This is a genomic window from Streptomyces sp. NPDC059524 (assembly GCF_042749255.1).
In the GTDB taxonomy this organism is placed as follows: domain Bacteria; phylum Actinomycetota; class Actinomycetes; order Streptomycetales; family Streptomycetaceae; genus Streptomyces; species Streptomyces xanthii.
In genome coordinates this window covers 109,950-114,762 of record NZ_JBHYTK010000002.1, presented here as the reverse complement: position 1 = coordinate 114,762, position 4,813 = coordinate 109,950, and the positions used below count along the sequence as shown (strand labels likewise).

Below are 4,813 nucleotides of genomic sequence, written 5' to 3'. Positions count from 1 at the left end.
GGGCGCGGGGGGGGGGGGGGGCGGGCGATGGTGGCTGGGGGGGGGGGGGGGCGCGGCGGTCTCCGTGGGCGCTAGCACCAGACCACGGGTTAAGCACACCCCCCGCCCCCCGCGCCCCCCAACGTCCCGGGCGCGGGGCGCTGAAGGGGTGTGAACCGGAAGGATCCGGCCAGTCTGCGATCAGTGGATGATTCCGGTGCGCAGTGCCACCGCCACCATCCCGGCCCGGTCGCCCGTGCCGAGCTTGCGCGCGATGCGGGCGAGGTGGCTCTTGACGGTCAGGGCGGACAGGCCCATGGAGACGCCGATCGCCTTGTTCGACTGGCCCTCGGCGACGAGCCGCAGGACCTCCACCTCACGGCCCGACAGCTCCCGGTAGCCGCCCGGGTGGCTCGGGGCACCCGGGGGGCGGCGGTGCATACGGGCGGCGGCGGAGCCGATCGGGGCGGCGCCGGGGCGGGTGGGCATTCCGACGTTGGTCCGGGTGCCCGTGACGACGTAGCCCTTCACGCCGCCCGCGAGGGCGTTGCGCACGGCGCCGATGTCGTCGGCGGCGGACAGGGCCAGGCCGTTGGGCCAGCCCGCCGCCCGGGTCTCGGAGAGCAGGGTGAGGCCGGAGCCGTCGGGGAGGTGGACGTCTGCGACGCAGATGTCCCGGGGGTTGCCGATGCGGGGACGAGCCTCCGCGACGGACGAGGCCTCGATGACGTCGCGAACACCGAGCGCCCACAGATGGCGGGTGACGGTGGAGCGGACGCGCGGGTCGGCCACGACCACCATCGCGGTGGGCTTGTTCGGGCGGTAGGCGACCAGGCTTGAGGGCTGCTCGAGGAGAACGGACACCAGGCCTCCTGGGGTGCGGGACGGAGCCGGCTCTGGGGATGAAGCCGGGATGAACCGTGCTTTCAAGGTCACAGAGGTCTTCGGCACCAAACCTGCCTGCCTTTAGAGAAAGATCACGATTTGGTGAGTAACAATTCACGCAATTCGGACGCACTATCGATCATCCGAAGATCGAACGAAGATCGAAGCGATCCGAACCGGAGCGGCCGTGATCGTCCCGTGGGGGCAAACGAGCGACGGCCGCGTCGGACACTCGCCCGACGCGGCCGAAAAAAGCCCCTGCACACGACACCTTTCAGGAGGGGCGCGGCCCCCGGCGCTGAGGCAGCGTCACCACCGAGCCGTCCGACCCGGGCGGACCCGACGGCACCGGCGGGAGCCCCGCCACCTGGCACAGCAGCTCGCACCACGCCGCGAGGTGCGCCGCCGTGTCCGGCACCCCGCCGAGCCCCTCGCGCGGCGTCCACGACGCCCGGATCTCGATCTGCGAAGCGGCCGGCCGGTCGCCGATCCCGCCGAAGTAGTGCGAACTCGCCCGGGTGACCGTGCCCGACGGCTCGCCGTAGCCCAGACCGCGGGCCTGCAGCGCGCCGGTCAGCCACGACCAGCACACGTCGGGGAGCAGCGGATCGGCCGCCATCTCCGGCTCGAGCTCCGCGCGCACCAGCGTCACCAGGCGGAACGTGCCGTGCCACGCCTCGTGCCCGGCCGGGTCGTGCAGCAGGACGAGCCGGCCGTCGGCCAGATCCTCCTCGCCGTCGACGACGGCCGCCTCCAGCGCGTGCGAGTAGGGGGCCAGGCGCTGCGGCGGGCGCGTGGGGTCGATCTCGATCTCCGGGCGCAGCCGCGCGGAGCGCAGGGCGTCGACCGCCGTGCGGAACGGAAGGGGGGTGGGGTCGTCCTCGTGTGCAGCGTTCATGTCCCGAGCGTTCTGCCCCTCCCGCACCGATTCACTCATCCCGGACCGCCCGTCCGGGCCGTCGGACCGTCGTCCCTGAGCCGCAGCCATGCGGGGAAGATTAAGGGGAACTCGCGCCGCGCGCAGGCAGGGACACCCGCCAAGGACACCGTCTCGGCCCGCCGGGCGGCCGTGCGAGACTTTCCCGTGTGAGTGCCAACACCGAGGCCACGGGCCAGCAGCCGTCAGCGACGATCGAAGCCACCAGGGAATCCGCCTTCATCAAGGCGTGCAGGCGCGAGCCCGTGCCGCACACCCCCGTGTGGTTCATGCGGCAGGCCGGGCGCTCGCTGCCGGAGTACCTCAAGGTGCGCGAGGGCATCCCCATGCTCGAGTCCTGCATGCGGCCGGAACTCGTCGCCGAGATCACCCTGCAGCCGGTACGCCGCCACAAGGTCGACGCCGCGATCTACTTCAGCGACATCGTCGTGCCGCTCAAGGCCATCGGCATCGACCTCGACATCAAGCCCGGTGTCGGGCCCGTCGTCGCCAACCCGATCCGCTCCCGCGCGGACCTCGCGCAGCTGCGCGCCCTGACCCCGGACGACGTCTCCTACGTCACCGAGGCCATCGGCCTGCTCACCGCGGAGCTCGGCTCCACCCCGCTCATCGGCTTCGCCGGCGCACCCTTCACCCTCGCCAGCTATCTCGTCGAGGGCGGGCCGTCGCGCAACCACGAGCACACCAAGGCCCTCATGTACGGCGACCCGCAGCTGTGGGCCGACCTGCTCGACCGGCTCGCCGAGATCACCTCCGCCTTCCTGAAGGTGCAGATCGAGGCCGGCGCCAGCGCCGTACAGCTTTTCGACTCGTGGGTCGGCGCGCTCGCCCCGGCCGACTACCGCCGCTCCGTCATGCCGGCCTCGAAGAAGGTCTTCGACGCCGTCGCCGGGTACGGGGTGCCGCGCATCCACTTCGGTGTCGGCACCGGTGAGCTGCTCGGGCTCATGGGCGAGGCCGGGGCGGACGTCGTCGGCGTCGACTGGCGCGTCCCGCTCGACGAGGCCGCCCGCCGCGTCGGGCCCGGCAAGGCGCTGCAGGGCAACCTCGACCCGGCGATCCTCTTCTCCACGCCGGAGGCGGTCGAGGTCAAGACCCGTGAGGTGCTCGACGCGGCGGCGGGGCTCGAGGGCCACGTCTTCAATCTCGGCCACGGTGTCCTCCCCACCACCGACCCCGACGCCCTGACCCGTCTGGTCGACTACGTCCACACGCAGACGTCCAAGTAGCCCCGACGCTCCAGCCGGCCCCGGCCCGCCCCGCCGTAGGGGCTGACGATCGTCGCCGGGTGCCGCACGGTGGGGCTTCTCGCGCAGTTCCCCGCGCCCCTGGGAGACACGCTTCGCGTGCTCCCGGGGCGTGGTGCTCGTGCCCCGCGGTGGGGTTGCTGGTCGGACACGGTCGCGCGCCACTGACGGGGGACGTCTGCCCCGGCCCCGCTCCCACCCACCCACCCGCCCCTCCGGGGGCTGGCGATCGTCGCCGGGTGCCGCGCGGTGGGGCTTCTCGCGCAGTTCCCCGCGCCCCTGGGAGGCACGCTTCGCGTGCTCCCGGGGTGTGGTGCTCGTGCCCCCCGACGGAGGCGCTGGGGCGGGCGCGACAGGGCAAAGGTGTCCGTCAGGCGTTGCGTACCGCGCCCGCCGCCTTGCGGGAGGCGACCTGGATGGGGTCCCAGACCGGGGAGAAGGGTGGGGCGTAGCCGAGGTCGAGGGACGTCACCTGTTCCACTGTCAGGCCGGCGGTCAGGGCCACCGCCGCGATGTCGACCCGCTTCGCCGCTCCCTCGCGGCCGACGATCTGTACCCCCAGCAGGCGCCCGCTGTCCCGTTCGGCCAGCATTTTCACCGTCATCGGCGCCGCCCCGGGGTAGTACCGGGCCCGGCCCGTCGTCTCCACGGTCACCGTCACGTACTGGAGGCCCGCGCGCCGCGCGTCCTTCTCGCGCAGGCCGGTCCGCGCGATCTCCAGGTCGCAGACCTTGCTGACGGCCGTGCCCACGACGCCGGGGAACGTCGCGTACCCGCCGCCCACGTTCGTGCCGATGATCCGCCCGTGCTTGTTCGCGTGCGTGCCGAGCGCGATGTGCCGCTCGCGCCCCGACACGAGGTCGAGCACCTCGACGCAGTCGCCGCCCGCCCAGATGTCCTCGTGCCCGCGCACCCGCATCGACAGGTCCGTGAGCAGCCCGCCGAAGGCGCCGACCGGCAGCCCCGCGGCCCGGGCCAGGGAGGTCTCGGGCCGCACCCCGATGCCGAGCACCACCACGTCCGCCGGGTACTCGGCGTCCCGCGTGGCCACCGCCCGTACGTGCCCGTCGTCCCCCGTGAGGACCTTCGTGACCTCGGCGTCGTCGACCATCGTGATGCCGAGCCCGGTCATCGCCTCGCGCACCAGGCACCCCATGTCGGGGTCCAGGGTCGACATGGGTTCGGCGCCCCGGTTCACGACCGTCACCTCGTAACCGCGGCGGATCAGCGCCTCGGCCATCTCCACCCCGATGTACCCGGCGCCGACGACGACCGCCCGCCGCCCCGTCGCCGCGCGCAGCGAGTCGAGCAGCGCCTGCCCGTCGTCCAGGGTCTGCACCCCGTGCACGCCCGCCGCGTCGATCCCCGGCAACTCCGGCCGCACGGGGCGCGCCCCGGTCGCGATCACGAGCTTGTCGTACGAGGTCCAGTACTCGCCCGCGCCGTCCACCTCGCGCGCCCGCACCCGCCGCCCGGTCACGTCGATCTCGACGACCTCGGTCCGCATCCGCAGGTCGATGCCGCGCTCGCGGTGCTCCTCGGGCGAGCGCGCGACCAGCTGGTCGCGGTCCTCGACGTCGCCGCCCACCCAGTACGGGATGCCGCACGCCGAGTACGACGAGAAGTGCCCCCGTTCGAAGGCCACGATCTCCAGCTCGTCGGGGCCGCGCAGCCGCCGGGCCTGGGGCGCGGCGGCGCATACCCCCCCGCCCCCGCGCGCGAACACCCGGACCCCCACTCCACGGCTCGGTGGTGAAAGAAAAAA

The 4,813-nt window shown here is 73.3% G+C and carries 4 protein-coding genes; 1 reads left to right on the top strand and 3 read right to left on the bottom strand.

Going from position 1 to position 4,813, the window contains the following annotated elements:
- Positions 1-180 precede the first annotated feature (180 nt).
- Both ACFW9D_RS00865 and ACFW9D_RS00860 read right to left on the bottom strand, forming a co-directional pair.
- Positions 181-843 carry a response regulator transcription factor gene (locus ACFW9D_RS00865; RefSeq protein WP_188336336.1) on the bottom strand — a complete coding sequence of 221 codons (663 nt, stop codon included), beginning with the start codon at positions 841-843 and terminating at the stop codon, positions 181-183.
- 295 nt (positions 844-1,138) lie between these two features.
- Positions 1,139-1,762 (bottom strand): DUF3000 domain-containing protein, encoded by a 624-nt coding sequence (locus ACFW9D_RS00860; RefSeq protein WP_384616522.1) that lies wholly within the window; start codon positions 1,760-1,762, stop codon positions 1,139-1,141.
- 188 nt (positions 1,763-1,950) lie between these two features.
- On the opposite strand from ACFW9D_RS00860, the gene hemE reads away from it, so the two are divergent.
- Positions 1,951-3,030, top strand: coding sequence for a uroporphyrinogen decarboxylase (hemE, locus tag ACFW9D_RS00855; RefSeq protein WP_384616520.1), 1,080 nt, complete (start codon positions 1,951-1,953; stop codon positions 3,028-3,030).
- Between the two features lie 388 nt (positions 3,031-3,418).
- Here the strand turns inward: hemE and ACFW9D_RS00850 are convergent, their stop codons facing one another.
- Positions 3,419-4,774 carry an FAD-dependent oxidoreductase gene (locus ACFW9D_RS00850; RefSeq protein ID WP_384616518.1) on the bottom strand — a complete coding sequence of 452 codons (1,356 nt, stop codon included), beginning with the start codon at positions 4,772-4,774 and terminating at the stop codon, positions 3,419-3,421.
- Between the last annotated feature and the right edge of the window lie 39 nt (positions 4,775-4,813).